Source organism: Erwinia sp. OLFS4, from assembly GCF_002752165.1.
In the GTDB taxonomy this organism is placed as follows: Bacteria; Pseudomonadota; Gammaproteobacteria; order Enterobacterales; family Enterobacteriaceae; genus Izhakiella.
In genome coordinates this window covers 1-26,046 of the sequence record NZ_MOMB01000019.1, presented here as the reverse complement: position 1 = coordinate 26,046, position 26,046 = coordinate 1, and the positions used below count along the sequence as shown (strand labels likewise).

The 26,046-nt window shown below is 50.3% G+C and carries 46 protein-coding genes; 6 read left to right on the top strand and 40 right to left on the bottom strand.

What is annotated here, in order from left to right; all coding sequences use genetic code 11:
- Positions 1–530 precede the first annotated feature (530 nt).
- Positions 531–1,085, top strand: coding sequence for a gamma carbonic anhydrase family protein (locus tag BL249_RS05995; protein ID WP_099707357.1), 555 nt, complete (start codon positions 531–533; stop codon positions 1,083–1,085).
- Here the strand turns inward: BL249_RS05995 and BL249_RS05990 are convergent.
- From BL249_RS05990 to dprA, 6 genes are read right to left on the bottom strand one after another with little or no spacing between them, the layout of a single operon-like run.
- Positions 1,061–1,312, bottom strand: a complete 252-nt coding sequence (locus BL249_RS05990) for a DUF1488 domain-containing protein (RefSeq protein WP_099707356.1) — start codon at positions 1,310–1,312, stop codon at positions 1,061–1,063. The two genes, BL249_RS05995 and BL249_RS05990, sit on opposite strands and share 25 nt — an antisense overlap.
- Positions 1,309–2,133, bottom strand: a complete 825-nt coding sequence (aroE, locus tag BL249_RS05985) for a shikimate dehydrogenase (RefSeq protein ID WP_099707355.1) — start codon at positions 2,131–2,133, stop codon at positions 1,309–1,311. The genes BL249_RS05990 and aroE overlap by 4 nt, the downstream gene beginning before the upstream one ends.
- A 7-nt stretch (positions 2,134–2,140) precedes the next feature.
- Complete coding sequence (tsaC, locus tag BL249_RS05980) at positions 2,141–2,710, bottom strand: L-threonylcarbamoyladenylate synthase type 1 TsaC (protein WP_099707354.1); 570 nt, start codon at positions 2,708–2,710, stop codon at positions 2,141–2,143.
- A complete protein-coding gene (locus BL249_RS05975) occupies positions 2,694–3,257 on the bottom strand; it encodes a DNA topoisomerase family protein (protein WP_099707353.1) in 564 nt (187 codons plus the stop codon). The genes tsaC and BL249_RS05975 overlap by 17 nt, the downstream gene beginning before the upstream one ends.
- A 25-nt stretch (positions 3,258–3,282) precedes the next feature.
- Positions 3,283–3,756: a DUF494 family protein Smg gene (gene smg / locus BL249_RS05970; RefSeq protein WP_099707352.1), complete on the bottom strand. Its 474-nt coding sequence runs from the start codon at positions 3,754–3,756 to the stop codon at positions 3,283–3,285.
- Positions 3,728–4,852, bottom strand: a complete 1,125-nt coding sequence (gene dprA, locus BL249_RS05965; RefSeq protein WP_099707351.1) for a DNA-protecting protein DprA — start codon at positions 4,850–4,852, stop codon at positions 3,728–3,730. Before dprA ends, smg begins: the two co-directional genes overlap by 29 nt.
- Before the next feature lie 118 nt (positions 4,853–4,970).
- On the opposite strand from dprA, the gene def reads away from it, so the two are divergent.
- The 5 genes from def (at position 4,971) to mscL (ending at position 9,706) form a co-directional block, all read left to right on the top strand.
- Positions 4,971–5,480 carry a peptide deformylase gene (def, locus tag BL249_RS05960; RefSeq protein WP_099707350.1) on the top strand — a complete coding sequence of 170 codons (510 nt, stop codon included), beginning with the start codon at positions 4,971–4,973 and terminating at the stop codon, positions 5,478–5,480.
- Positions 5,481–5,507: 27 nt separating this feature from the next.
- The gene (gene fmt / locus BL249_RS05955) at positions 5,508–6,455 is read left to right on the top strand and encodes a methionyl-tRNA formyltransferase (protein WP_099707349.1); all 948 of its coding nucleotides are present in this window, start codon (positions 5,508–5,510) and stop codon (positions 6,453–6,455) included.
- Positions 6,456–6,499: 44 nt separating this feature from the next.
- Positions 6,500–7,789, top strand: coding sequence for a 16S rRNA (cytosine(967)-C(5))-methyltransferase RsmB (rsmB, locus tag BL249_RS05950; RefSeq protein ID WP_099707359.1), 1,290 nt, complete (start codon positions 6,500–6,502; stop codon positions 7,787–7,789).
- Positions 7,790–7,817: 28 nt separating this feature from the next.
- Complete coding sequence (gene trkA / locus BL249_RS05945) at positions 7,818–9,194, top strand: Trk system potassium transporter TrkA (protein ID WP_099707348.1); 1,377 nt, start codon at positions 7,818–7,820, stop codon at positions 9,192–9,194.
- Between the two features lie 101 nt (positions 9,195–9,295).
- A complete protein-coding gene (gene mscL, locus BL249_RS05940) occupies positions 9,296–9,706 on the top strand; it encodes a large-conductance mechanosensitive channel protein MscL (protein WP_099707347.1) in 411 nt (136 codons plus the stop codon).
- Between the two features lie 53 nt (positions 9,707–9,759).
- Here the strand turns inward: mscL and BL249_RS05935 are convergent, their stop codons facing one another.
- From BL249_RS05935 to BL249_RS05770, 34 genes are all read right to left on the bottom strand, one after another.
- Positions 9,760–9,996, bottom strand: coding sequence for an alternative ribosome-rescue factor A (locus BL249_RS05935; RefSeq protein ID WP_099707346.1), 237 nt, complete (start codon positions 9,994–9,996; stop codon positions 9,760–9,762).
- 49 nt (positions 9,997–10,045) lie between these two features.
- Positions 10,046–10,474, bottom strand: a complete 429-nt coding sequence (gene zntR, locus BL249_RS05930) for a Zn(2+)-responsive transcriptional regulator (protein WP_099707345.1) — start codon at positions 10,472–10,474, stop codon at positions 10,046–10,048.
- Positions 10,474–10,848 carry a DnaJ family domain-containing protein gene (locus BL249_RS05925; protein WP_099707344.1) on the bottom strand — a complete coding sequence of 125 codons (375 nt, stop codon included), beginning with the start codon at positions 10,846–10,848 and terminating at the stop codon, positions 10,474–10,476. The genes zntR and BL249_RS05925 overlap by 1 nt, the downstream gene beginning before the upstream one ends.
- Before the next feature lie 113 nt (positions 10,849–10,961).
- Positions 10,962–11,348: a 50S ribosomal protein L17 gene (gene rplQ, locus BL249_RS05920; RefSeq protein WP_003850180.1), complete on the bottom strand. Its 387-nt coding sequence runs from the start codon at positions 11,346–11,348 to the stop codon at positions 10,962–10,964.
- 40 nt (positions 11,349–11,388) lie between these two features.
- Positions 11,389–12,378, bottom strand: a complete 990-nt coding sequence (locus BL249_RS05915; RefSeq protein WP_078005003.1) for a DNA-directed RNA polymerase subunit alpha — start codon at positions 12,376–12,378, stop codon at positions 11,389–11,391.
- 25 nt (positions 12,379–12,403) lie between these two features.
- A complete protein-coding gene (gene rpsD / locus BL249_RS05910) occupies positions 12,404–13,024 on the bottom strand; it encodes a 30S ribosomal protein S4 (protein ID WP_099707343.1) in 621 nt (206 codons plus the stop codon).
- A gap of 31 nt (positions 13,025–13,055) precedes the next feature.
- Complete coding sequence (rpsK, locus tag BL249_RS05905) at positions 13,056–13,445, bottom strand: 30S ribosomal protein S11 (RefSeq protein ID WP_004160563.1); 390 nt, start codon at positions 13,443–13,445, stop codon at positions 13,056–13,058.
- A 16-nt stretch (positions 13,446–13,461) separates the two neighbouring features.
- On the bottom strand, positions 13,462–13,818 hold the full coding sequence (gene rpsM / locus BL249_RS05900; RefSeq protein ID WP_099707342.1) for a 30S ribosomal protein S13: 357 nt from the start codon (positions 13,816–13,818) through the stop codon (positions 13,462–13,464).
- A 145-nt stretch (positions 13,819–13,963) separates the two neighbouring features.
- Complete coding sequence (rpmJ, locus tag BL249_RS05895; protein WP_004160566.1) at positions 13,964–14,080, bottom strand: 50S ribosomal protein L36; 117 nt, start codon at positions 14,078–14,080, stop codon at positions 13,964–13,966.
- 31 nt (positions 14,081–14,111) lie between these two features.
- Complete coding sequence (gene secY / locus BL249_RS05890) at positions 14,112–15,443, bottom strand: preprotein translocase subunit SecY (protein ID WP_099707341.1); 1,332 nt, start codon at positions 15,441–15,443, stop codon at positions 14,112–14,114.
- Positions 15,444–15,450: 7 nt separating this feature from the next.
- Positions 15,451–15,885: a 50S ribosomal protein L15 gene (gene rplO, locus BL249_RS05885; protein WP_099707340.1), complete on the bottom strand. Its 435-nt coding sequence runs from the start codon at positions 15,883–15,885 to the stop codon at positions 15,451–15,453.
- 3 nt (positions 15,886–15,888) lie between these two features.
- Positions 15,889–16,068 carry a 50S ribosomal protein L30 gene (gene rpmD / locus BL249_RS05880; protein ID WP_099707358.1) on the bottom strand — a complete coding sequence of 60 codons (180 nt, stop codon included), beginning with the start codon at positions 16,066–16,068 and terminating at the stop codon, positions 15,889–15,891.
- Positions 16,069–16,073: 5 nt separating this feature from the next.
- Entirely contained in the window at positions 16,074–16,574 is a 501-nt protein-coding gene (rpsE, locus tag BL249_RS05875) for a 30S ribosomal protein S5 (protein WP_099707339.1), read from the bottom strand.
- 14 nt (positions 16,575–16,588) lie between these two features.
- Positions 16,589–16,942, bottom strand: coding sequence for a 50S ribosomal protein L18 (gene rplR / locus BL249_RS05870; protein ID WP_099707338.1), 354 nt, complete (start codon positions 16,940–16,942; stop codon positions 16,589–16,591).
- Between the two features lie 9 nt (positions 16,943–16,951).
- Positions 16,952–17,485, bottom strand: a complete 534-nt coding sequence (gene rplF / locus BL249_RS05865) for a 50S ribosomal protein L6 (RefSeq protein ID WP_099707337.1) — start codon at positions 17,483–17,485, stop codon at positions 16,952–16,954.
- 12 nt (positions 17,486–17,497) lie between these two features.
- A complete protein-coding gene (gene rpsH / locus BL249_RS05860) occupies positions 17,498–17,890 on the bottom strand; it encodes a 30S ribosomal protein S8 (protein ID WP_099707336.1) in 393 nt (130 codons plus the stop codon).
- Positions 17,891–17,923: 33 nt separating this feature from the next.
- A complete protein-coding gene (gene rpsN / locus BL249_RS05855; protein ID WP_075183634.1) occupies positions 17,924–18,229 on the bottom strand; it encodes a 30S ribosomal protein S14 in 306 nt (101 codons plus the stop codon).
- Between the two features lie 10 nt (positions 18,230–18,239).
- A complete protein-coding gene (gene rplE, locus BL249_RS05850; protein ID WP_099707335.1) occupies positions 18,240–18,779 on the bottom strand; it encodes a 50S ribosomal protein L5 in 540 nt (179 codons plus the stop codon).
- A 14-nt stretch (positions 18,780–18,793) separates the two neighbouring features.
- A complete protein-coding gene (gene rplX / locus BL249_RS05845) occupies positions 18,794–19,108 on the bottom strand; it encodes a 50S ribosomal protein L24 (RefSeq protein ID WP_099707334.1) in 315 nt (104 codons plus the stop codon).
- 10 nt (positions 19,109–19,118) lie between these two features.
- Positions 19,119–19,490, bottom strand: a complete 372-nt coding sequence (rplN, locus tag BL249_RS05840) for a 50S ribosomal protein L14 (protein WP_078004992.1) — start codon at positions 19,488–19,490, stop codon at positions 19,119–19,121.
- A gap of 166 nt (positions 19,491–19,656) precedes the next feature.
- A complete protein-coding gene (gene rpsQ, locus BL249_RS05835; RefSeq protein ID WP_099707333.1) occupies positions 19,657–19,911 on the bottom strand; it encodes a 30S ribosomal protein S17 in 255 nt (84 codons plus the stop codon).
- Entirely contained in the window at positions 19,911–20,102 is a 192-nt protein-coding gene (rpmC, locus tag BL249_RS05830) for a 50S ribosomal protein L29 (RefSeq protein ID WP_078004990.1), read from the bottom strand. The genes rpsQ and rpmC overlap by 1 nt, the downstream gene beginning before the upstream one ends.
- Complete coding sequence (rplP, locus tag BL249_RS05825) at positions 20,102–20,512, bottom strand: 50S ribosomal protein L16 (RefSeq protein WP_008927134.1); 411 nt, start codon at positions 20,510–20,512, stop codon at positions 20,102–20,104. The genes rpmC and rplP overlap by 1 nt, the downstream gene beginning before the upstream one ends.
- 12 nt (positions 20,513–20,524) lie before the next feature.
- Positions 20,525–21,223, bottom strand: a complete 699-nt coding sequence (rpsC, locus tag BL249_RS05820; protein ID WP_078004989.1) for a 30S ribosomal protein S3 — start codon at positions 21,221–21,223, stop codon at positions 20,525–20,527.
- Between the two features lie 17 nt (positions 21,224–21,240).
- Positions 21,241–21,573 (bottom strand): 50S ribosomal protein L22, encoded by a 333-nt coding sequence (gene rplV, locus BL249_RS05815; protein ID WP_000447532.1) that lies wholly within the window; start codon positions 21,571–21,573, stop codon positions 21,241–21,243.
- A 14-nt stretch (positions 21,574–21,587) separates the two neighbouring features.
- Positions 21,588–21,866 (bottom strand): 30S ribosomal protein S19, encoded by a 279-nt coding sequence (rpsS, locus tag BL249_RS05810; protein ID WP_001138115.1) that lies wholly within the window; start codon positions 21,864–21,866, stop codon positions 21,588–21,590.
- Between the two features lie 16 nt (positions 21,867–21,882).
- Entirely contained in the window at positions 21,883–22,704 is an 822-nt protein-coding gene (rplB, locus tag BL249_RS05805; RefSeq protein WP_099707332.1) for a 50S ribosomal protein L2, read from the bottom strand.
- Between the two features lie 17 nt (positions 22,705–22,721).
- The gene (gene rplW / locus BL249_RS05800) at positions 22,722–23,024 is read right to left on the bottom strand and encodes a 50S ribosomal protein L23 (protein WP_099707331.1); all 303 of its coding nucleotides are present in this window, start codon (positions 23,022–23,024) and stop codon (positions 22,722–22,724) included.
- Entirely contained in the window at positions 23,021–23,626 is a 606-nt protein-coding gene (gene rplD / locus BL249_RS05795) for a 50S ribosomal protein L4 (protein ID WP_099707330.1), read from the bottom strand. The genes rplW and rplD overlap by 4 nt, the downstream gene beginning before the upstream one ends.
- Positions 23,627–23,636: 10 nt before the next feature.
- Positions 23,637–24,266 carry a 50S ribosomal protein L3 gene (rplC, locus tag BL249_RS05790; RefSeq protein ID WP_099707329.1) on the bottom strand — a complete coding sequence of 210 codons (630 nt, stop codon included), beginning with the start codon at positions 24,264–24,266 and terminating at the stop codon, positions 23,637–23,639.
- Positions 24,267–24,298: 32 nt separating this feature from the next.
- A complete protein-coding gene (gene rpsJ, locus BL249_RS05785; RefSeq protein WP_001181005.1) occupies positions 24,299–24,610 on the bottom strand; it encodes a 30S ribosomal protein S10 in 312 nt (103 codons plus the stop codon).
- A 318-nt stretch (positions 24,611–24,928) separates the two neighbouring features.
- Positions 24,929–25,405, bottom strand: coding sequence for a bacterioferritin (bfr, locus tag BL249_RS05780; RefSeq protein WP_099707328.1), 477 nt, complete (start codon positions 25,403–25,405; stop codon positions 24,929–24,931).
- Between the two features lie 145 nt (positions 25,406–25,550).
- Positions 25,551–25,745: a bacterioferritin-associated ferredoxin gene (gene bfd / locus BL249_RS05775; RefSeq protein ID WP_099707327.1), complete on the bottom strand. Its 195-nt coding sequence runs from the start codon at positions 25,743–25,745 to the stop codon at positions 25,551–25,553.
- A gap of 176 nt (positions 25,746–25,921) precedes the next feature.
- A partial coding sequence (locus tag BL249_RS05770) for an EF-Tu C-terminal domain-related protein (RefSeq protein WP_446717721.1) occupies positions 25,922–26,046 on the bottom strand: 125 nt, incomplete at its 5' end.

Sequence of the window (26,046 nt, the reverse complement as noted above, 5' to 3'; positions counted from 1 at the left end):
TCTGAGCCATGATCAAACTCTTCAATTTAAAAGTGTCTGATGCTCAAAGAATTAAACTCTCCGTCCGGTATTTAAACCCGACGGTTACGTAATGAATTTACGCGTTCACTCTTCAAGACTTGATACTGCAAATAGTTTTGCCATATCAATCCTGCGAGTGCCCACACAGATTGTCTGATAAATTGTTAAAGAGCGCTGCGACCGGCATTACGCCTGCTGTCGCGAGGTGGCGTATATTACGCTTTCCTCCTGCAGAGTCAATTCATTTTTCTGAATTTTTCTCTGCTCCCCGTTAGTGCCGGGCCTGACCTGCACGCGTTGCCGCCGTGCCCTGTCAGTGGAGGCGCATTATAGGGCGCACGATTAATTGCACAAGCCCTTTTTCTGATCTTTTTTATCGCTCGCTGAAGTTTCGTTCACTAACCTGTATTTCCGCAGGAAATAAAAATACCGGGCCTGGTGGTATAACAGTTGATCCTGAGGTGCATTATGGGCCAGGCTCTAATCATCGCAAAAAGAGAGAGGGTTCTATGTCTGTTGTTTTACGCACATTTCATGGCAAGACACCATCGACAGGCCAACGCGTGATGATCGACGCAAGTAGCGTGATTATTGGTGATGTCACCATCGCAGACGACGTCAGTATCTGGCCACTAGTGGCTATCCGTGGAGATGTTAATTACATCACTATTGGTACCCGAACCAATATTCAGGACGGCAGCGTATTACATGTCACCCATCAGTCTGCGGCCAATCCGGCAGGCAATCCTTTAATCATTGGTGCCGAAGTCACCGTCGGGCACAAAGTCATGTTGCACGGCTGCACCATTAAGGATCGGGTGTTAATCGGAATGGGGTCAATCATACTGGATGGCGCAGTAATTGAAGAGGAGGTGATGATTGGCGCCGGTAGTCTGGTACCACCGGGAAAACGTCTGGTGAGTGGTTTTCTTTATCTTGGTAGTCCGGTACGTCAATTCCGCCCCTTAAGCGAAGCGGAAATAGAGGGATTGCGATACTCAGCTGATAATTACGTTAAATGGAAAGATGACTATCTTCATCAGAAGAGCCATACCCAGCCCTGATCATCTTCAACCCCATTGCGTATGGCATCGCCAGCTTCATCCTCAAGGTCCCAGCGATGTTGCTGAAAAATCGCTAGCGGGGAGATATGCTGGCCGTAACGGACAGTCAAAGATCCGGCGGAAATGGCACAGGTTAGCTGTAAACCGTTTACCAGAGCAATAAAACAAACGGCCTGCTGCTCGCCGTTCCACCATTCTCTTTCCGGAAACTGTATCGCCTGGTTCATAATGATAATTCAGATTTCAGACTGGCTATGACCGGCGTGATATCCGGCATGGCGCCATGCCAGAGATAAAATGAATGGGCAGCCTGTCCAACCAGCATTCCTAATCCATCAACAAGATATTGTGCGTTTTGCTGCTGACACCAGTTAAGAAATGGCGTCGGGTTCTGACTATAAAACATATCGTAACAGCGTGTCTGACGCTGAATAACAGAAGCGGGGATCGCCGGAATATCTCCGTGCACGCTGCTGGATGTAGCGTTAATAATCAGATCAAACTGTCGATTGGCCAGTGCAGATCCATCACACTGCGTTATATCACCATACTGCTGAAACAGCCGGACAAGCTGTTCGGCACGCACCTGCGTCCGGTTAGTAATAACAATACGCACACCATGCTGAAGTAACGGCAGAATAACCCCCCGGGCAGCACCGCCGGCACCGAGCAGTAGGACGTTATTTCCTGGTTGGATCATATCCAGACGCTGGAGATCGGTCAGCAGTCCGATACCATCGGTGTTATCTCCCAGTAACGATCCATTTGGTTCACGCTTGAGCGTATTCACCGCCCCAGCGAGGGAGGCGCGTTCAGTCAGACAATTTGCCAGCTGACAGGCTTCCAGTTTAAAAGGCATGGTGACATTCGCCCCCTGTCCGCCGGTAGTAAAAAAAGTCTCAACGGCATCAGCGAATCGATCGTGAGCCACCAGCATACGGCCGTAGGTATGGGCAATCCCGGTCTGACTGGCAAACAACTGATGGATACGTGGTGACAAGCTATGTTTAATCGGGTTACCAAAAACCACATAAGATTGTTCTGGCATTCTGGCCTTATCCTTGTCTGATTTGCTTGCCGGTTAACACATCACGAATTTCAGAAGGATTAGCACGCCCGCCGGTTTGTCCAGCCAGCACCGGGAAGTCAGCACCAAATTGAGCCTGAACTTCTTGCACACTGCGACAGGGAGCCTGACCGCTGAGATTCGCACTGGTTGAAACCAGCGGTTTGCCAAATTCACGGCATAACGTTTTAACTAACGGATGAGCCGTCACGCGTACCGCCAGAGAGTCAAAGCGCCCGGTTAGCCAGCGCGGTGTATCAGCGCATGCAGGTAAGATCCAGGTAACAGGGCCAGGCCAGCTGGCGAACATGCGTTCTTTCTGCACAGCAGATAACGCCTGAACAGCGACATAGCGTTCCAGCTGAGCAAAAGTGTCTGCAATCAGGATTAGTCCTTTTTCTGGCAGGCGCTGTTTCAATGCCAGCAGTTTCATTACCGCCAGTTCACTGTCTGGATTGCAGCCCAAACCAAACACGGCTTCCGTTGGATAGGCGATAACACCTTCGTTATACAACACATCAAGACAGCGGATAAAATTGTCATTATTCTTTAGATTCACTGGTTTTTCCTGAATCAACGGGCTTGCCACAGGTTTTGCTGGCACAAAACAATCTGGCACCACGGGAATTTTTCTTCTCAATTAACAGCGGAAAATGACAGCAGGTGCACTGACCTTCTTTCGGGGTAAAATTCACGGCAAACTGGCAATCAGGATAACGATCGCAGGCATGAAAGGTTTTGCCATAACGCGAGCGGCGCTGTACTAATTTACCCTGCTGACATTGCGGGCAGCAAATTGAAGTCTCATCGGGCCGGTCAATAGTTTCAGTATGCCCGCATTGCGGATACTCACTACACGCGATAAACATACCGTAGCGCCCCTGGCGTAAGGCAAGCGCAGCATGGCATAACGGACACTGCTGCCCTTCAAGTACCTTAACGATATGCCCATCCGCCTGCGGTTTTAATGGCCGGATATAGTCACACTGAGGATAGTGAGAACATCCCAGAAAAGCACCGTGCTTTCCGGAACGGATAACCAGCTCTGCCCCACACCGGGGGCAGAGTTCATTTTTGGGCGCGCCGAACAGCGCTGTTTTACTCATAATTCATTGCACGAGCGAGCTTATCTCAGTGCATCATTCCTTCATTGGCGTCGAAAAGAAGCTCTTCCATCTGTTGATACGCGTTTTCGCATCCGGGGATGTTAAACAATACCATCAGCACAACCCATTTAAGGTCTTCCAGATCGAATTCAAGAGTATCGAGCGCCATAACACGTTCAATAACCATTTCGCGCGTGTCCATATTCAGTACCTGAATCTGCTCCAGGAACAGAATAAAACCGCGGCAATCGGCATCAAGGCGCTGACTCTCTTCCTCGGTGTATATGCGCATTGACAGCGGGTCAGTTGCCAGCTGAATCGGTGCGGCGAGGCCGTCCTGATAGTCTGCCAGTTTTTCCAACCAGTTCAACGCATTATAGATATCTTCACGATGAAAACCTGCGTCGGTCAAATCATCAGTCAACTTATCCTGATCCACTCGCATTTCTGCTTCGTTGTGGATATATGTTTCAAATAAGTACATTAGTACGTCGAACATGGCTTGCCCTCCTCAATCGGACATAGCCGCCGGGTACAGCTGCGATCCATCCTGCTAACTCCAACTCAAGCAGCTTAGCTACGATGGCTGGCACAGGTTGGCCGGCACGTTCAGCGACGACGTCAACAGGTGTAACCTCATCTCCTACGTTAGCCAACACATCAACAAATGGCAATGGCACAGTGGCATCATCTGATGAAAATAATCTGTTTTCTGGAATATCTGGCAACCAGTTCAAATTACTATTGAGCTGTTCAAGAATATTATTGGGGTGAGCAACCAGTAATGCTCCTTGTTGAATTAATGCATGAGTGCCTTCACTGGCCGGGTTTCCTAACGCACCCGGCAGCGCAAAAACCTCCCGGTTCTGCTCAAGGGCATGATGTGCCGTAATTAAAGAGCCGCTACGCAAAGACGCCTCCACCACCAAAACACCGAGGCTCAAACCGCTGATAATCCGATTACGTCGCGGAAAATGCCAGCTGAGCGGGGGTGCATGCAACGGGCTTTCAGAAACTAACGCCCCTCCCTGACTAATAATGTCATTTGCCAGAGCAAGATGTCGTCGCGGATAGCAGCGTAGCAGCCCACTTCCCAGCACCGCAATGGTTTTTCCCCCCACCTCTATCGCGCTGCGATGAGCAATACCATCGATACCTAACGCCAGCCCGCTGGTCAGGGTCAATCCGCTCAGCGCCAGTGCCTGGCAAAAGAGTGTTCCCCATTGCTGGCCATATACTGATGCTTGCCGGCTTCCGACTACCGCAAGCTGAGGAGCCTGCAATGCCGCGACAGCCCCCTGTACATAGAGCATTGCCGGCGGGTTAGCAATCTGGGCCAGCAAGGGAGGATAATCCGTCGCTCCCCAGGTGATTAAATGGTGATCCGGCTGGGACAACCAGTGAAGCGTCTCCGTGATTTCACGCTCTTCAGTCAGCCAGAAAAGACGCTGCTGCAGACGGCTAAGACCCGCTTCCTGCAAATCAGCCTGTTGCAGGATGCGACACTGACTAAGATGTTTAACAATAGCCAGGCGCTGTGGCGGCGTCAGACCAGTAACATGTTGCAGCCTGAGCCAGATGGCAGTGGTTAACATTATCTTATCCCTGATACTCGGGTGCTCCCGTTCCCGTCGCAATGCTGTCAATCAGGCCACGAAATGTCTACAATAAAAAGAACGTATTTTCTCTCTTAGAACACAGCTCTGGAAAATTATGTCCGTTTTGCAGGTTTTACACTATCCGGATGACCGGCTACGCACCGTTGCCAAACCGGTAAAAACAGTTGATGCCACCATTCAGCGTATCGTCGATGATATGTTTGAAACTATGTACAATGAAGAAGGTATCGGCCTGGCGGCTACCCAGGTAGATATTCATCAACGCATTATTGTTATTGACGTTTCAGAAGATCGAAACGATCGCCTGGTTTTGATCAATCCGGAACTGCTGGAAAAAAGTGGTGAAACGGGCATCGAAGAAGGCTGTCTTTCCATCCCAGGCTACCGCGCACTGGTGCCACGAGCAGAAAAAGTTAAAGTGCGCGCGCTTGATCGTGAAGGCAATCACTACGAACTGGCAGCCGATGGTTTACTGGCAATTTGCATTCAGCATGAAATGGATCATCTGATGGGCAAGCTTTTCATTGACTATCTCTCGCCGCTGAAACGTCAGCGTGTAAGGCAGAAGCTGGAAAAAGCCCAGCGCCAGAATACGCGCGCTTAATCACTGACCATCGGGTAATCACCAAACGTGTCTGAATCATTAAATATCATTTTCGCCGGCACCCCTGACTTTGCGGCGCGCCATCTGTCCGCCCTGTTGGCTTCAGCGCATAACGTTGTTGGCGTTTTTACCCAACCGGATCGCCCGGCAGGACGGGGCAAGCAGCTAATGGCCAGCCCGGTAAAAAAACTGGCCGAAAGTGCCGGTGTTCCGGTTTTTCAACCTAAATCGTTGCGTCAGGAAGCCAATCAACAATTAATCGCCGCTTTGCAGGCCGATCTGATGGTTGTCGTTGCGTACGGCCTGATTCTGCCGCAAACCGTGCTGACAATGCCACGCTTAGGCTGCATTAACGTACACGGTTCGCTGCTACCTCGCTGGCGTGGCGCGGCGCCAATACAACGTGCGCTCTGGGCCGGAGATGCGGAAACCGGCATTACCATTATGCAAATGGATGCCGGTCTGGATACTGGCGAAATGCTGTTTAAGCTGAGCTGTCCCATTGAAGCCGATGACACCAGCGCCAGTTTATATGACAAACTTGCCATGCTGGGGCCACAGGCGTTGCTGACCACCATTAACCAGCTGGCAACAGGAAGCAGCGTGGCGGAAAAACAAAACGGCAGTCAGGCAAATTACGCTGAAAAGCTGACAAAAGAAGAAGCCCGGCTCAACTGGTCACTGTCAGCACCCCAGCTGGAAAGGTGTATTCGCGCATTTAACCCCTGGCCGGTGAGTTATCTTTTAACCGATGAGGTATCCGTCAAAGTCTGGCAGGCCAGCGTGTTGCCCGCCGTTGCGCAAAGTCAGCCGGGGCAGATTCTGCAAGCAGATAAAAAGGGTATTCAGGTTGCCACTGCCGAGGGCGTACTTAATCTGGAAGTGCTACAACCCCCAGGGAAAAAAGCAATGCCGGCGCAAGACCTGTTAAACTCTCGCCGCGAATGGTTTCTGCCTGGCCACACACTGGCCTGATCAACAAACCCGGCCATTGCCGGGTTTTTAACTTAAGACCTGCTATGAAAATTAAAAACAATGTGCGCAGTCTGGCTGCCGGAGCGCTGGAACGCGTGGTGGATAAGGGCGAATCCCTCAGCACAATTCTGCCCGTATTACAGACGGCACTGAATGAAAAAGACAGCGCACTGTTACAGGAAATCTGCTTTGGCGTTCTGCGCACATTACCGCGTCTGGAAGCCCTGGCAGACCAGCTGATGGATCGCCCGTTGAAAGGAAAACTGCGTTCTCTTCATTTCCTGATCATGGTAGGTCTGTATCAGTTACTGGCGATGCGCATTCCGCCTCATGCGGCGCTTGCCGAAACGGTTGAAGGCGCTGTGGCACTGAAAAAACCGCAGATGAAAGGGTTAATTAATGGCGTACTGCGCCAGTTTCAGCGCCGTCATCAAGCGCTCACGGCAGCACTTGATGACGCCAGCGTAAATTACCTCCATCCCGCCTGGTTGCTGCAGCGGCTGCAACATGCCTGGCCGGATAACTGGCAGCAAATCGTTGAAGCCAATAACCAACGCCCACCAATGTGGCTACGGGTTAACCGCCGCTATCATTCGCGCGATGGCTGGCTGGCATTGTTGCAGGCAGAAGGAAAGGATGCGTTTCCCCATGCCAGTGAACCTGATGCGCTTCGCCTGGAAACGCCTTGTGCAGTCAGCACACTGCCCGGCTTTGCACAAGGCTGGGTTAGCGTGCAGGATGTTTCTGCACAGGGATGTATCCGCCTGCTTGAACCGCAGCAGGGAGAAACCATTCTCGACCTTTGTGCGGCGCCCGGCGGCAAAACCACCCATATACTGGAAGCGGCAGAGACGGCCAGCGTCACGGCGGTGGATATAGATGCCCAGCGACTGACAAAAATAACGGAAAACCTGACGCGGCTGGGTATGCAGGCGCAAGTTATTCAGGGTGATGGCCGTACACCATCCAGCTGGTGTGGCACAACACAATTTGATCGTATTCTGGTCGATGCGCCCTGCTCTGCCACCGGAGTAATACGTCGCCATCCGGATATCAAATGGTTACGTCGCGAGCAGGATATTAATGAGCTGGCCATGCTGCAATCAGCGATCCTGGACGCCATCTGGCCGCATCTTAAGCCAGACGGTACGCTACTCTATGCCACCTGCTCGGTGCTACCGGAAGAGAATCAGCAGCAAATTGCGGGCTTTCTTTCCCGCCATCATGATGCGCAGCTGACGGAAACCGGTAGCCCACAGCAGCCAGGATTACAGGTATTCCCCACCGCCGATGGCGGCGATGGTTTCTTCTACGCTAAATTGGTAAAACGTTAATTCAGCATATCTGGCAGGCTAAAGGGCTATGAAAATAATTATCTTAGGTGCAGGCCAGGTTGGCGGCACACTGGCAGAAAACCTTGTGGGTGAAAATAACGACATTACCGTCGTGGACTCCAATCCCCTGCGGTTGCGCCAATTACAGGATAAATTTGACTTACGCGTTGTCGTTGGCCCGGGATCGCATCCGAGAACATTACGCGAAGCAGGCGCGAGTGATGCCGATATGCTGGTTGCCGTCACCAGCTCAGATGAAACCAACATGATAGCCTGTCAAATCGCTTATTCCCTTTTTAACACCCCCAATCGGATTGCCCGCATTCGTGCGCCGGAATACATTCGTGACGCCGATAAATTATTTATTCCTGAAGCGATCCCAATCGATCATCTTATTTCACCTGAACAGTTAGTGATCGATAATATTTACCGCCTTATTGAATATCCCGGCGCGTTGCAGGTGGTAAATTTTGCCGAAGGGAAAGTGAGTCTGGCAGTGGTAAAAGCCTACTACGGCGGGCCGCTGGTCGGTAATGCGCTTTCTGTCATGCGCGACCATATGCCACATATCGATACCCGGGTCGCCGCGATTTTCCGTCACGACCGGCCAATCCGGCCACAGGGTTCAACCATTGTTGAGGCCGGTGACGAGGTATTTTTTATCGCCGCAAGCCAGCATATTCGTGCGGTAATGAGTGAATACCAGCGACTGGAAAAACCTTATAAGCGGATTATGATTGTCGGTGGTGGCAATATTGGTTTTGGTCTGGCGCAAAAACTAGAGAAACAATACAGCGTTAAGCTGATTGAGCGCGACCAACAGCGCGCTGCCGACCTTGCAGAGCAGTTGCAGAACACCGTGGTATTTTATGGTGACGCGTCTGACCAGGAATTACTGGTTGAAGAGCATATTGATCAGGTAGATCTGTTTATTGCTATCACCAATGATGACGAAGCCAATATTATGTCGGCAATGCTGGCAAAACGCATGGGTGCGAAAAAAGTCATGGTACTTATCCAGCGGCGCGCTTATGTGGATTTAGTACAGGGCAGCGTTATTGATATTGCTATTTCGCCGCAACAGGCAACCATTTCAGCACTGCTCAGCCATGTGCGTAAGGCAGATATTGTCGGCGTCTCGTCATTACGTCGCGGCGTTGCAGAAGCCATTGAAGCAATAGCTCACGGTGATGAATCTACCTCCCGGGTAGTTGGCCGGTTAATTGATGAAATTAAACTTCCGCCGGGTACTATTATTGGCGCGGTGGTCCGGGGTAATGAAGTAATTATTGCTAACGATAATCTGCGTATTGAGCAAGGCGATCACGTCATTATGTTTCTGACCGATAAGAAATTTGTTCCCGATGTCGAGCGGTTGTTCCAGCCCAGTCCTTTTTTCCTGTAACAACCATTAACTTACAGGTATTACTCACTTTATTAACAATCGTGTGGAAAAAGTTCAGCGGTTTGTTAGACTTTAAAGCTGGAATAGAACGGGAGATAACAATGAGCTTTTTCAAAGAGTTTCGCGATTTCGCGATGCGTGGCAACGTTGTCGATCTGGCGGTCGGTGTTATTATTGGTGCCGCTTTCGGTAAAATTGTTTCATCGCTGGTGGCAAATATCATTATGCCGCCGTTAGGCTTGCTAATCGGCGGGGTGGACTTTAAACAGTTCAGCCTGGTATTACGCCCGGCTCAGGGTGCAACGCCTGCCGTGGTAATGGAGTATGGCATTTTTCTGCAAACCATTTTTGATTTTGCCATCATCGCTTTCGCTATCTTTATTGCGATCAAGTTGATGAATAAACTCTATCAGAAAAAAGAAGTGGAAAAACCGGCTCCTGCGCCGAGTGCAGAAGAAGTATTACTCAGCGAAATTCGCGACCTGCTTAAGCAACAAAACAGCAAAATCTGATAAAACCGCCGCAAGGCGGTTTTTTTAAGCAATGAAACCGTCAGCCCGCAGGGTTACAACAACGGATTATGTCGCGCAAGACCGGCAAGGACGGCTGACCTGAGGGCAGTGGTAAAGCGGTCTTTACCGCTGCCCTCAGAAAAACCTTTCCGTGCATGTTTATCTTTGCGCCGGTAGCTACCTTTACCTTTCTGATTCACTTCAACGCGCTGACGAAACAAAGGATCATGTAATAGCGCATGCAGTGCATTATCACTGACCTTACCTTTCTTATGCTGATATTCAGCCATAAACTTCTCCGGATAACGGGCGTGCAGCCGGTATGACTGACGCAAAAATTTACTGTGATGAGACAACGTTGTGCCGGGCACCACGCTCCAGAGCTTCAAGAATTGAACAGGAGACGCTGCTATGTGCGGTACCACAACATAATGCGTGCAGATGCTGCAAAGAGTCCTGCATTTTTTGCAGTTCGCCAATCATATTTTGCACTTCCGCCAGGCGTGTCTGCACAATATCTTTTGATTCACGGCAGGTATGGTGCTCAGGGTCCACACGGATTGAAAGAAGTTCTTTTATCGCCTCAAGCGTAAAACCCAGCTGACGCGCATAGCGAATAAACTTCAGCCGCTGCAAGTCGTTATCGCTGTACAGTCGAAAACCGCCTTCAGTGCGTACTTCGTGATCCATCATGCCCTGTTTTTCATAAAAGCGAACCGTGTCAGGTGTGACATCGGCCTGCTTAGCCAGTTGGCCTATACGGTACATTAGTTCTCCTTGCTATCAAAACGATGACGTAACGGCTGGCCATAGTCACCACGCAGGAAATCGGTATTCAACCCAGCCTGCTGTAATTTTAGTTCCAGCAGGCGCAAACGGCGTAACGATCCGGCATAAGCCTGATCCGCTGGGTCCAGCGTACGTAACAGCGTACTGAGTTCAACGGCCTCTTTTTGCATCTGCAGTTCGGGCGGCAGAAAACCGGCATTTTTCAGAATACGATACGCTACGCGCAGCGTTTCCGGCACCTGACTGTCATCATCCAGTTCAAGGGGGCGCCCAGCGCCGGGTAAATCATCAAATTCACCTTTGCGCTGCGCATCGATAATGTGTTGTTCAGCCAGACGGTCGATAAACCACATGTCAAAAATCCCCTTGCACATTGATCAGGAGACGTACTGCCTTAGCAGGAAAAAATAGCAGACAGAAAAAAACCGGGCAAGGCCCGGTTTTTTTTACGCCGTTACAGTACAGATTACTCTGCAGCCGCTTCAGCCTGAGCTTCTGGACGATCAACCAGCTCGATGTAAGCCATCGGCGCATTGTCACCAGCGCGGAAACCACACTTCAGAATACGAGTGTAACCACCGGCACGGCTCGCGAAACGCGGGCCCAGCTCATTAAACAGTTTTGCCACGATCTCGTTATCACGAGTACGGGCGAATGCCAGACGACGATTAGCAACGCTGTCGGTCTTGGCAAGAGTAATCAGCGGTTCAACTACGCGACGCAGCTCTTTCGCTTTAGGCAGTGTCGTCTTGATGATCTCATGACGAACCAGAGAACCTGCCATGTTACGGAACATAGCCTGGCGATGGCTGCTGTTGCGGTTCAGTTGACGACCACTCTTACGATGGCGCATGACCTTATCCTTCTCAGTGGAACCTTAACCTGCGATCCGGTTATTCATCAGCAATGCTTGCCGGTGGCCAGTTCTCAAGGCGCATGCCGAGAGACAAACCACGTGAGGCCAGCACGTCTTTAATCTCAGTGAGAGATTTTTTACCAAGGTTAGGCGTTTTAAGCAGCTCAACCTCGGTACGCTGTACCAGATCACCGATGTAGTGGATAGCTTCTGCCTTGAGGCAGTTAGCAGAGCGGACAGTCAATTCCAGATCGTCAACAGGGCGCAGCAGAATCGGATCGAATTCTGGTTTCTCTTCTTTGACTTCCGGCTGACGTACATCACGTAAATCAACGAAAGCTTCCAGTTGTTCTGCCAGGATGGTAGCCGCACGGCGGATCGCTTCTTCAGGATCCAGAGTGCCGTTGGTTTCCATTTCGATGACCAGCTTGTCCAGGTCGGTACGCTGTTCTACACGCGCAGCTTCAACATTGTAGGCAATACGCTCTACAGGGCTGTAGCAGGCGTCGACCAACAGACGACCGATTGGGCGCTCATCTTCTTCCGAATGAATTCGGGCAGAAGCCGGCACATAACCACGACCACGCTGCACTTTGATTCGCATGCTAATAGCTGCGTTATCATCGGTCAGGTGGCAGATCACATGCTGCGGTTTGACGATTTCGACATCACCATCATGGGTAATGTCGGCTGCAGTCACAGGGCCAATGCCAGATTTATTCAGGGTTAAAATAACTTCATCTTTACCCTGAACTTTCACCGCCAGCCCTTTCAGATTGAGCAGGATTTCCAGAATATCTTCTTGGACGCCTTCTTTGGTGCTGTACTCGTGCAGTACACCATCAATCTCAACCTCGGTCACCGCGCAACCCGGCATTGATGAAAGCAGAATACGGCGCAGTGCGTTACCCAGAGTGTGGCCAAAACCACGCTCTAAAGGTTCAAGGGTCACCTTGGCGTGCGTCGAACTGACTTGCTCGATATCTACCAGGCGCGGTTTTAGAAACTCTGTCACAGAACCCTGCATTGTGTCCTCTCTTTGGTACTAAGCTTTACTTGGAGTAAAGCTCGACGATCAGGTGTTCGTTAATGTCCGCAGACAGATCGGTACGTTCAGGAATACGTTTGAACACACCTTCCATCTTAGTTGCATCAACTTCCAGCCAGGTTGGCTTTTCACGCTGTTCAGCCAGCTCCAGAGCGGCTTTCACGCGAGACTGCTTTTTGGCTTTCTCGCGGATGCTAACAACGTCATTCGGAGATACCTGATAAGAAGCGATGTTAACAACGCGGCCGTTTACCATCACAGACTTATGGCTGACCAGCTGACGTGCTTCCGCACGCGTGGCGCCGAAGCCCATACGATAAACTACGTTATCCAGACGACCTTCCAGCAGAGCCAACAGGTTTTCACCGGTGTTGCCTTTCAGACGTGCTGCTTCTTTGTAATAGTTACGGAACTGACGCTCAAGAATGCCGTACATACGACGTACTTTCTGCTTTTCACGTAACTGGACGCCATAGTCAGACAGACGCGGTTTACGCGCACCGTGCTGGCCAGGAGCCTGTTCAATCTTACACTTGGAATCAATCGCGCGAACGCCAGACTTCAGGAACAGGTCTGTACCCTCGCGACGGCTCAGCTTGAGCTTAGGACCCAAATATCTTGCCATTTTCTTTCTCCAACTATCCTAAAAACGTACGTTAAACGCGACGTTTTTTCGGCGGACGACAACCGTTGTGAGGGATCGGAGTCACATCAGTAATATTCGTGATGCGGAAACCAGCGGCGTTCAGAGCGCGAATGGTTGATTCGCGGCCCGGACCCGGACCCTTAACCATAACTTCCAGATTCTTGATACCGTAATCTTTCACGGCTTCTGCGCAGCGCTCAGCGGCAACCTGTGCAGCGAACGGCGTAGATTTACGAGAACCACGGAAACCGGAACCACCGGCTGTTGCCCAACCCAGAGCGTTACCCTGACGATCGGTAATAGTAACGATGGTGTTGTTAAAAGAAGCATGGACATGAGCCACGCCGTCAGAGACTTGCTTTCTTACACGTTTACGTGCACGAACTGGTGCCTTTGCCATTATTCAATCACCCCGATTATTTCTTGATCGGTTTGCGCGGACCCTTACGGGTACGGGCGTTGGTCTTGGTGCGCTGACCGCGTACCGGCAGACCACGACGATGACGCAAACCACGATAGCAACCAAGGTCCATAAGACGCTTGATGCTCAGGGTGATTTCACGGCGCAGATCGCCTTCGACGACGAATTTGCCAACTGCGTCACGCAGCTGTTCAATCTGCTCTTCAGATAGCTCACTGATCTTAACATCTTCAGCAATTCCCGTTGCAGCACAAATGGCTTTAGAACGGGTTTTACCAACACCGTAGATCGAAGTTAATGCGATAACGGTATGTTTATGATCAGGAATGTTAATGCCTGCTATACGGGCCACTATGCACTCCTATTAGGTAAATATGCGCTCCATGCTGAAAAGCCCGTTTTCAGGATACTCAAATGGAAACGCATAGACATAAAAAAGATTGGCTGGCTAATCTAGCCAGCTCAACCCCACTTTGCAAGAAAAATATGCAATTAAATCAACCCTGGCGCTGTTTGTGCTTGGGCTCTGCACTGCAGATCACACGGACGACACCGTCGCGACGAATGATTTTGCAGTTACGGCATAATTTCTTGACGGAAGCACGAACTTTCATTTTTACTCTCCGTAACTTCTCAGGCCCCTGATTAGCCGCTATAGCCTTTCAGGTTTGCCTTCTTCAAAGCAGACTCATATTGACTGGACATCATCAGAGTTTGCACTTGAGCCATAAAGTCCATGATGACCACGACTACGATCAGCAGTGATGTACCGCCGAAGTAGAACGGAACTTTCATCGCATCACGCATGAACTCCGGGATCAGGCAGATAAAGGTAATGTAAAGCGCACCGACCAACGTCAGACGCGTCATCACTTTATCAATATACTTCGCCGTTTGCTCTCCCGGACGAATTCCTGGTACGAATGCACCGGACTTCTTCAGGTTATCCGCTGTTTCACGCGGGTTAAACACCAACGCCGTGTAGAAGAAACAGAAGAAAATGATTGCAGTCGCATAGAGTAACACATAAAGCGGCTGTCCCGGTTGTAAATATAATGAAATATCTGACAACCAGCTCCAACCAGCACCACTTCCGAACCAGGACGCGATAGTGGCAGGGAACAGAATAATACTGGAAGCGAAAATTGCCGGGATAACCCCTGCCATATTCACTTTCAGTGGCAAATGTGTGCTCTGTGCTGCATAGACCCGACGTCCTTGTTGACGTTTCGCATAGTTCACGACGATACGGCGCTGGCCACGCTCAACGAAAATAACGAAGTAAGTCACTGCAAATACGAGCGCTGCAACCAATACCAGGAGAAGGAAGTGCAGGTCGCCTTGCCGTGCTTGCTCGATGGTATGGCCAATGGCCGGCGGCAAACCCGCAACAATACCAGCGAAGATAATGATTGAGATACCGTTTCCGATACCACGCTCAGTAATCTGTTCACCCAGCCACATCAGGAACATGGTTCCGGTGACCAGGCTGACAACAGCAGTAAAGTAGAATGCAAAGCCCGGATGAATCACCAGGCCCTGCATTCCCGGCATATTCGGCAAACCGGTAGCAATACCGATCGACTGAAATACCGCCAGTACCAGCGTGCCGTAGCGGGTATACTGACTAATCTTACGACGGCCAGCCTCCCCTTCTTTCTTAATCTCCGCTAACGCCGGGTGAACCACCGTTAGCAGCTGGATAATAATAGAGGCCGAAATATACGGCATAATACCCAGCGCGAAGATTGAAGCACGGCTGAGTGCACCACCAGAGAACATGTTAAACATTTCAATGATGGTGCCCCGCTGTTGTTCAAGCAGTTTGGCAAGGACAGTGGCATCGATACCAGGGATCGGAATAAAAGAGCCAATGCGGAATACAATCAGCGCCCCGATTACAAACAGCAGTCTGCGTTTCAGTTCGCCTAACCCACCTTTGGCACTTTGAAAATCTAATCCCGGTTGCTTAGCCATCTGCTACTTATTCCTCGATTTTACCGCCAGCAGCTTCGATTGCAGCACGAGCGCCTTTAGTCACACGCAAGCCACGAACGGTTACCGGTGCTTTAACTTCACCAGACAGGATCACTTTCGCGAACTCAATCTGAATACCGATTACGTTTGCTGCTTTCAGCGTGTTCAGGTCAACGATATCGCCATCTACTTTCGCCAGGTCAGACAGGCGCACTTCTGCGGTCACTGCTGCTTTACGAGAAGTAAAACCGAATTTCGGCAGACGACGATACAATGGCATCTGACCACCTTCAAACCCACGACGCACGCCACCGCCAGAACGAGATTTCTGACCTTTGTGACCACGACCGCCGGTTTTACCGAGGCCAGAACCAATACCGCGACCCACACGCTTAGGCGCGTGCTTAGAGCCTTCGGCTGGAGACAGAGTATTTAAACGCATCTGTTACTCCTCCACTTTAACCATGTAGTAAACCGCGTTGACCATGCCGCGAATAGCAGGAGTATCCTCGCGCTCTACAGTGTGGCCGATGCGACGCAGACCCAGGCCAAGCAGTGTTGCTTTATGCTTAGGCAGACGTCCGATCGCGCTGCGGGTTTGAGTGATTTTAATAGTCTTTGCCATGGTCATTACCCCAGAATTTCTTCAACGGATTTACCACGCTTGGCAGCGACCATTTCAGGAGATTTCATATTGGCCAGGCCATCGATAGTTGCACGAACCACGTTGATCGGGTTAGTGGAACCATAGGCTTTAGCCAGAACGTTATGAACTCCTGCAACTTCCATAACGGCGCGCATTGCACCACCGGCGATGATACCGGTACCTTCGGAAGCTGGCTGCATGAATACGCGAGACCCTGTGTGAACACCTTTAACCGGGTGCTGCAGAGTACCGCCAGTCAGCGCGACATTAATCATATTGCGACGAGCTTTTTCCATCGCTTTCTGGATGGCTGCCGGCACTTCACGCGCTTTGCCGTAACCAAAACCGATGCGACCATTACCATCGCCAACCACCGTTAATGCGGTGAAGGAGAAGATACGACCACCTTTTACAGTTTTAGATACACGGTTTACCGCGATCAGCTTTTCCTGCAGTTCCCCAGCTTGTTTCTCGATGTGTGCCATCTTTGACCTCTACCTTAGAACTGAAGGCCAGCTTCACGGGCAGCATCTGCCAGTGCCTGGACGCGACCATGATATTGGAAACCGGAACGGTCGAAAGAAACACCTTTAATGCCTTTTTCGATTGCACGCTCAGCAATTGCTTTACCCACAGCAATCGCGGCGTCTTTGTTGCCGGTGCTCTTCAGTTGTTCAGCGATAGCTTTTTCTACAGTAGAAGCAGCAACCAGAACTTCAGAACCGTTCGGTGCAATTACCTGGGCGTAAATATGACGCGGAGTACGATGTACTACCAGGCGAGTTGCACCAAGCTCTTTGAGCTTGCGACGTGCGCGGGTCGCACGACGGATACGAGCAGATTTCTTATCCATAGTGTTACCTTACTTCTTCTTAGCCTCTTTGGTACGCACGACTTCGTCGGCGTAACGAACACCCTTGCCTTTATAAGGCTCAGGACGACGGTAGGCACGCAGGTCAGCAGCAACCTGGCCGATCAGCTGTTTATCCGCACCTTTCAGCACGATTTCAGTCTGACTCGGACACTCTGCAGTGATCCCTGCGGGCAGCTGATGCTCAACAGGATGTGATAAACCCAGAGACAGGTTTACTGCACTTCCTTTGATCGCTGCACGATAACCTACACCAACCAGCTGCAGCTTCTTAGTGAAGCCTTCGGTAACACCGATTACCATACCGTTAAGCAGAGCACGTGCGGTTCCCGCCTGTGCCCAACCATCTGCATAACCTGCGCGCGGACCAAAGGTCAGTGCGTTGTCAGCATGCTTAACTTCTACGGCATCATTGATAGTACGAGTCAGCTCGCCGTTTTTACCTTTGATCGAAATAACCTGACCGTTGAGTTTTACCTCTACGCCGGCAGGAACAACGACCGGTGCTTTAGCAACACGAGACATTTTTTCCTCCGATTAAGCTACGTAGCAGATAATTTCGCCGCCAAGACCAGCATGGCGGGCTGCACGATCGGTCATAACACCTTTGGAGGTAGAAATTACAGCAATACCCAGACCAGCCATAACTTTTGGCAGCTCATCTTTTTTCTTATAGATGCGCAGGCCCGGACGGCTGACTCGCTGAATGCTTTCTACGACCGCCTTGCCCTGGAAATACTTTAGCGTAACTTCCAGTTCCGGCTTGATGTCGCCTTCGATTTTAAAATCTTCAATATAACCTTCTTCCTTCAGCACGTTGGCAATTGCCACTTTCAGCCTGGAGGAAGGCATGGTGACCGCAACTTTGTTCGCGGCCTGACCGTTACGGATACGGGTCAGCATATCCGCGATCGGATCTTGCATGCTCATCTGTCTTTACTCCCGTGATTCAATTGGTGACAATTACCAGCTAGCCTTTTTAAGACCCGGAATTTCACCGCGCATGGCGGCTTCACGGACCTTAATACGGCTCAACCCGAACTTCCGCAGGAAAGCATGCGGACGACCAGTTTGACGGCAGCGGTTACGCTGACGAGACGGGCTGGAATCACGCGGCAGAGTCTGCAGCTTCAGAACAGCATTCCAACGATCTTCATCAGAAGCGTTCACATCAGAAATGATAGCTTTCAGTTCAGCGCGTTTTGCGAAGAATTTGTCTGCTAATTTCACACGCTTGACTTCGCGTGCTTTCATGGATTGCTTAGCCATTTAGTAACCCTTACTTGCGGAACGGGAAGTCAAAGGCAGCCAACAGAGCACGGCCTTCATCGTCAGATTTCGCAGTAGTGGTAATGGTAATATCCAAACCACGAACGCGATCGACCTTGTCATAGTCGATTTCTGGGAAGATGATCTGCTCACGTACGCCCATGCTGTAGTTTCCACGGCCATCGAAAGACTTCGCAGAAAGACCACGAAAGTCACGAATACGCGGAACAGCGATAGAGATCAGACGCTCAAAGAACTCCCACATGCGTTCGCCACGCAGAGTTACTTTACAGCCGATCGGATAGCCCTGACGGATTTTGAAGCCTGCAACAGATTTGCGAGCTTTGGTGACCAGTGGTTTTTGACCGGAGATTGCTGCCAGGTCAGCTGCTGCATTGTCCAGCAGTTTCTTGTCAGCGATCGCTTCACCAACACCCATGTTCAGGGTGATCTTCTCGACCCGAGGGACTTGCATGACAGAAGCGTAGCCAAACTCTTTCATGAGTTTATTTACTACTTCGTCTTTGTAGTAATCATGCAGTTTCGCCATCGTACTACTCCAAATTACTTGATAGTTTCGCTGTTAGACTTGAAGAAACGGACTTTTTTACCGTCTTCGAATCTAAAGCCTACACGGTCAGCCTTGCCGGTTGCCGTATTGAAGAGCGCAACGTTAGAAACCTGAATTGCAGCTTCTTTTTCAACGATGCCACCCGGTTGATTCAGAGCCGGAACCGGCTTCTGGTGTTTCTTAACCAGGTTGATACCTTCAACAATGACCTTACCAGAAGACAGGACATTCTTAACTTTACCGCGCTTACCTTTATCTTTGCCGGTCAGCACGATAACTTCGTCGTTACGACGGATTTTCGCTGCCATTGTTCGCTCCTTAGAGTACTTCTGGTGCCAGAGAGATAATTTTCATGAACTTTTCGTTACGCAGTTCACGAGTTACCGGCCCAAAAATACGCGTTCCGATAGGCTGCTCGCTGTTATTGTTCAGAATAACGCATGCGTTACCATCGAAGCGAATGACAGAACCGTCCGGGCGACGAACACCCTTCCTGGTGCGCACCACTACCGCCTTCAGGACATCACCTTTCTTAACTTTACCGCGAGGAATTGCTTCCTTGATAGTAACTTTAATGATATCGCCGACGCCTGCGTAGCGACGGTGCGAGCCACCCAGAACCTTGATACACATTACGCTACGTGCACCGGAGTTGTCGGCCACGTCCAGCATAGTCTGTTCTTGGATCATTTTAGTGCTCCGCTAATGTCAACTACTACTTCGAGACCCAGAATCGGATCGTTTGAAATCCCCATAATTGAGGGCGCAGCATTATAACACCGCATCTCACAGATGGGTAGAAAAAATAAACGGCCCTTACAGGCCGTTTATCGCTTTTTTCGAGAAGTGGATTCCGTTACAGAACCGCTTTCTCAACAACACGCACCAGCGTCCATGATTTCGTCTTTGAAAGCGGACGGCATTCGCGGATTTCCACCACGTCGCCGGTTCCACATTCATTGTTTTCATCATGGATGTGCAGCTTGGTCGTACGTTTAATGAACTTACCGTAAATCGGATGCTTCACGAAACGTTCGATAGCAACAACAGCAGATTTCTGCATTTTGTCACTAACAACACGACCTTGCAGAGTACGGATTTTATCGGACATTACGCACCCGCCTTCTCAGTCAGTAAAGTCTTAACGCGTGCAACATCACGGCGAACTTGTTTCAGCAGATGGCTCTGCTGAAGCTGGCCAGATGATGCCTGCATGCGCAGGTTAAACTGCTCACGCAGCAGGTTAAGCAGCTCAGTGTTCAGCTCTTCAACGCTTTTTTCACGCAGCTCAGTTGCTTTCATTACATCACCGTCTTAGTTACAAAGGTGGTTTTGATAGGCAGTTTTGCTGCTGCCAGCTTGAATGCTTCACGGGCCAGCTCTTCCGGCACACCGTCCATTTCATACAGGACTTTACCAGGCTGAATCAGGGCAACCCAATATTCAACGTTACCCTTACCTTTACCCATACGCACTTCCAGCGGCTTCTCGGTAATCGGTTTGTCCGGGAATACACGGATCCAGATTTTACCTTGACGCTTAACTGCACGGGTCATAGCACGACGTGCTGCTTCGATCTGACGGGCAGTCAGACGACCACGGCCAACAGCTTTCAGACCGAAAGTACCGAAGCTAACATCCGTACCGGCAGCCAGACCGCGGTTACGGCCTTTGTGCACTTTACGGAATTTTGTACGCTTTGGTTGTAACATCAGCGACTCTCCTTACTTACGGCCTTTACGCTGCTGCTTTTTCGGTTGAGCAGCCTGTTCAGGTTGTTCAACAGCAGCCATACCACCCAGGATCTCACCTTTGAAGATCCATACCTTAACGCCGATTACACCGTAAGTGGTGTGCGCTTCCGAGGTGTTGTAGTCAATGTCAGCACGCAGCGTATGCAGCGGTACACGACCTTCGCGGTACCATTCGGTACGAGCGATTTCCGCGCCGCCCAGACGGCCGCTAACTTCAACTTTAATCCCTTTAGCGCCCAGACGCATTGCGTTCTGTACAGCACGTTTCATAGCGCGACGGAACATCACGCGACGCTCCAGCTGTGAAGTGATGCTGTCAGCAACCAGTTTTGCGTCCAGTTCCGGTTTACGGACTTCGGCGATATTGATCTGTGCAGGAACACCAGCGATATCCGCCACGCCCTTGCGCAGTTTTTCAACGTCTTCGCCTTTCTTACCGATAACGATACCAGGGCGAGCAGTGTGAATGGTTACACGAATGCTTTTTGCCGGACGCTCGATAACGATGCGCGATACAGACGCTTTTGCCAGTTCTTTATTCAGATACTGACGAACTTTAAAATCGCTGTCCAGGTTGTCAGCGAATTCTTTGGTATTGGCGAACCAGGTAGAGTTCCAGGGTTTAACAATACCCAGTCGAATACCATTAGGATGTACTTTCTGACCCATTGCTAGTCTCCAGAGTCTTAGCGATCGGACACAACCACAGTAATGTGGCTGGTGCGCTTCAGAATGCGATCTGCACGACCTTTAGCACGTGGCATGATGCGTTTCATACTCGGACCTTCGTCAACGAAGATTTTCGTCACTTTCAGATCGTCAATGTCAGCGCCATCGTTGTGCTCGGCGTTAGCAATGGCAGATTCCAGTACCTTCTTGACCAGTACAGCCGCTTTCTTGTTGGTGTACGTCAGAATGTCGAGAGCCTGCGACACTTTCTTACCGCGAACGAGATCCGCAACGAGGCGAACCTTCTGCGCAGAAGAACGAGCATGGCGATGTTTAGCGATAGTTTCCATCTCTTCCTCCTGGCTTATTTCTTCTTGGCTTTTTTATCAGCCGCGTGACCGCGATAAGTACGAGTCGGTGCAAATTCACCCAGTTTGTGACCGACCATTTCATCGGAAACGAAAACCGGAACGTGCTGACGACCATTATGGACAGCGATGGTCAAACCGATCATGTTTGGAAAGATCGTTGAACGACGGGACCAGGTGCGCAGGGGCTTCTTGTCACCGCTTTCCACCGCTTTCTCTACCTTCTTCAGCAAGTGCAGGTCAATAAAAGGACCTTTCTTGAGAGAACGTGGCATGGCTTATCCTCTATAATTATTTGCTACGGCGACGTACGATGAATTTATCAGTACGCTTGTTGCTGCGGGTCTTTTTACCTTTGGTCTGAACGCCCCACGGGGTTACCGGGTGCTTACCAAAGTTACGACCTTCACCACCACCATGCGGGTGATCTACCGGGTTCATCGCTGTACCGCGAACGGTAGGACGAATACCACGCCAACGGGAAGCACCTGCTTTACCCAGAACGCGCAGCATATGCTCAGCGTTGCCCACTTCACCCAGTGTTGCGCGGCAGTCAGCTTCAACTTTACGCATTTCACCAGAGCGCAGGCGCAGGGTAACGTAAGAACCTTCACGTGCAACGATCTGCACATAAGTGCCCGCAGAGCGAGCCAGCTGGCCGCCTTTACCGGGTTTCATTTCCACGTTATGTACGGTAGAACCCACCGGGATGTTGCGCATCGGCAGGGTGTTACCTGCTTTGATTGCCGCATCAACACCAGATTGGATCTGGTCGCCAGCTTTCAGGCCTTTAGGGGCCAGAATGTAACGACGCTCGCCGTCTTTGTACAGAACCAGTGCGATATTCGCAGAACGGTTCGGATCGTATTCCAGACGTTCAACAACCGCCGGGATACCATCTTTGTTACGTTTGAAATCAACGAGACGGTAAGCCTGCTTGTGACCACCACCGATATGACGGGTAGTGATACGACCGTTGTTGTTACGACCGCCGCTTTTGCTGTTTTTTTCCAGCAGCGGGGCAAAAGGTTTACCCTTATGCAGCTCTGGGTTCACCACTTTAACAACGTGGCGACGACCCGGAGATGTCGGTTTACATTTAACAATTGCCATTGTTTCTCTCCTCCGACTTACTCTGCGCCGCCGACGAAGTCCAGATTCTGGCCTTCTTTCAGGGTGACGTAAGCTTTTTTCCAGTCGCTACGACGACCAATACGCTGTCCATGACGCTTAACTTTACCCTTCATAATCAGGGTGTTTACGTCTTTAACTTCAACTTCGAACAGCTGTTGTACGGCAGCTTTGATTTCTGCCTTGGTCGCGTCTTTTGCAACTTTGAGCACGATGGTGTTAGTTTTTTCCATCGCAGTAGACGCTTTTTCAGATACATGCGGCGCGCGCAGTACTTTCAGCAGACGTTCTTCACGGATCATGCCAGCATCTCCTCAACTTGCTTAACTGCATCAGCAGTCATCACGACTTTGTCGAAGGCAATCAGGCTAACCGGATCGATGGCTGTGGCATCACGCACGTCAACCTTATAGAGGTTACGCGCTGCCAGGAACAGGTTTTCGTCCAGTTCACCGGTGATGATTAGCACGTCTTCCAGCGCCATATCTTTCAGTTTCTGTGCCAGCAACTTGGTTTTAGGCGCTTCAACAGAAAACTTCTCGACAACAATCAGGCGGTCCTGACGTACCAGCTCGGACAGAATGCTTTTCAGCGCGCCGCGGTACATCTTTTTGTTAACTTTTTGACTGTGGTCCTGAGGCTTCGCTGCAAAAGTCACGCCGCCGGAACGCCAGATCGGGCTCTTGATAGAACCTGAACGCGCACGACCGGTGCCTTTCTGACGCCACGGTTTTTTACCGGAACCGGTAACTTCAGCACGCGTCTTCTGAGCACGCGTACCCTGACGAGCACCCGCAGCGTATGCAACTACAACCTGGTGTACCAGCGCTTCGTTGAAATCACGACCGAAGGTAGTTTCGGAAACAGTCAGCGCGCTTTGCGCGTCTTTCAATACTAATTCCATTGCTATCCCCTTACGCCTTCACAGCCGGTTTAACAATCAGGTCACCGCCGGTTGCTCCCGGAACAGCACCTTTCACCAGCAGCAGGTTGCGCTCAGCGTCAACACGAACTACTTCCAGGCTCTGAACGGTTACACGTTCATTACCCAGCTGACCTGCCATTTTCTTACCCTTGAACACTTTGCCCGGAGTCTGGTTCTGACCAATAGAACCCGGTACGCGGTGAGACAGGGAGTTACCGTGAGTCGCGTCCTGGGTACGGAAGTTCCAGCGCTTAACGGTACCGGCGAAACCTTTACCTTTAGAGGTACCGGTTACGTCAACTTTTTTAACGTCAGCGAAAATTTCAACACTGATGCTCTGGCCAACAGAGAAATCGTCACCTTCAGCGGTGCGGAATTCCCAGGTGCCACGGCCAGCTTCAACGCCAGCTTTAGCAAAATGACCTGCTTCCGGTTTTGTTACACGGCTGGCTTTCTTAGTGCCAGTGGTAACCTGGATCGCAGTGTAACCGTCGTTTTCCAGGCCTTTAACCTGCGCCACGCGGTTTGCTTCAATTTCGATTACGGTGACAGGGATAGAAACGCCATCTTCAGTGAAGATACGGGTCATACCCACTTTTTTACCGACTAAACCAATCATTGTATCAACCTCTCAATCGCTCGATGACCTGATTAACCCAGGCTGATCTGCACGTCTACACCGGCAGCCAGATCCAGACGCATCAGAGCATCAACGGTTTTCTCAGTTGGCTCAACGATGTCCACTAAACGCTTATGAGTGCGGATTTCGTACTGGTCGCGCGCGTCTTTGTTAACGTGCGGAGAAATCAGAACGGTAAAGCGCTCTTTGCGGGTCGGCAGCGGGATAGGACCACGAACCTGCGCACCAGTGCGCTTGGCAGTCTCAACGATTTCCGCGGTTGATTGATCGATCAGACGATGATCAAACGCTTTAAGACGAATACGGATTCTTTGGTTCTGCATGAGACCAGAGCTCCAACTATTTATAAACGAAAAAAATTACTCCTCGCACCCATTACGATTGATGGGGGAGTGTAATCGTTCAGCTATAACACCCATATCGGGCGTATTGTAGGTGTTCGCAAATTGCGTTTCACCAGCGATTCAGCCAGAATCGCGCCTGCAATATTAGCAAGCCCGCGCATTATACGTAGATTTGTGCGGAAAGCAACCACTTGCGGCTAAAGAATCCGTCTATAAAAACGGCAGGCGGGGATTGCCGTCTGCCGTTTTCCGTCATAGAGGTGCCAGCCAGAGAGCTGCTGCGGCCAGGTTGCCGCCCTACTCCTGATCTTTAATTTGTGCCTGCAGATAATTCTGGATGCCCATTTTTTTCATCAGATCCAGTTCGGTTTCCAGCCAGTCGATGTGATGCTCTTCATCTTCCAGAATCTCAATCATCATATCGCGACTGACGTAGTCATGGACTTTATCCGCGTAAGCAATAGCTTCACGCAAATCTTTCGCCCCTTCCAGTTCAAGCTGGAGATCCGATTTCAGCATCTCCTCTACATCCTCACCGATTCTTAACCGGCCTAAATCCTGTAAATTTGGTATCCCTTCAAGAAACAAAATGCGTTCAATATATTTATCCGCATGCTTCATTTCATCAATAGATTCATGATATTCCACGTCGTTAAGCCGCATCAGGCCCCAGTTTTTAAACATGCGCGCATGCAAAAAATACTGATTTATTGCCACCAGCTCGTTACCCAGTAATTTATTAAGATGAGTTATGATTTTGTTATCGCCCTTCATGGTACTTCCTCCGCTTCCAGTTTAATTAGAGCGTAGATGCGGTTAGCAGGAAGTCAAAAAGACATGATAAAAAGTACGGGCATTTTTTCTGTCCAAATATTACATCCGGACAAGAGGCAGGTTTAGGAGGTGAAAGCTGGCCGGGTCAGGCAATCTCTTTGTAGGGTGGTATGTTCAGTAATTCCTGATCCATTATTTCCCGCGCGGCACGTATGCATTTTCCACATTGTTTACCAACAGGCACCAGCTGACGTAAATGCTGAATAGACGCCGGCTGATAACGGCGCACCGCATCACGAATCACCTTATCACTGACAGCATTGCATAAACAAACATACATTTCATTACAGCTCCCGGTCGCCTGATGCACAGTATATTAAATGCGAACGGTTATTATTACAAACAATAAAAAATTATCATTCTCTTTTTATTTATCACCCGTTGAAGGATAAAAAAAAGAGCGCCGGAGCGCTCTTTTTGGATGATTAACGATTTGGCTCGTTAAGCATCAGGTAATTAAGCGATAACTTTTGCCACAACGCCGGCGCCAACGGTACGGCCACCTTCGCGAATCGCGAAACGCAGACCGTCGTCCATGGCAATCGGGTGGATCAGCTCAACATTCATTTTGATGTTGTCGC